This window comes from Bacillus pseudomycoides DSM 12442, from assembly GCF_000161455.1.
GTDB classification, from domain to species: domain Bacteria; phylum Bacillota; class Bacilli; order Bacillales; family Bacillaceae_G; genus Bacillus_A; species Bacillus_A pseudomycoides.
On sequence record NZ_CM000745.1, the window covers coordinates 5709817 to 5710141 of the forward strand.

At 39.7% G+C, this 325-nt stretch carries 1 pseudogene; it reads left to right on the plus strand.

What is annotated here, in order from left to right:
* Positions 1 to 93: 93 nt before the first annotated feature.
* A pseudogene (locus BPMYX0001_RS28865) lies at positions 94 to 325 on the plus strand (IS6 family transposase); the annotation flags it as partial.

Sequence of the window (325 nt, forward strand, 5' to 3'; positions counted from 1 at the left end):
GGGTTCTGGTGCGAAAACTTCAAGATAATTGCACGTAATCTCTAAATCTTGGACATACTGATACTATTACTCTAAAAAAGGTGCGTGATCAGTATGGAAAAGCGAAATTTATTCAAGTGGAAGCATTATCATCATGATATTATTTTGCAAACAGTAAGATGGTACCTACGGTACAACTTGAGCTTTCGTGATTTGGTGGAAATGATGGAGGAACGGGGCTTATCCGTTGCTCATACAACGATTATGCGTTGGGTTCATCAGTATGGTCCTGAATTAGACAAAAGAATCCGTCGTCATCTCAAGCAAACCAATGACTCTTGGAGAG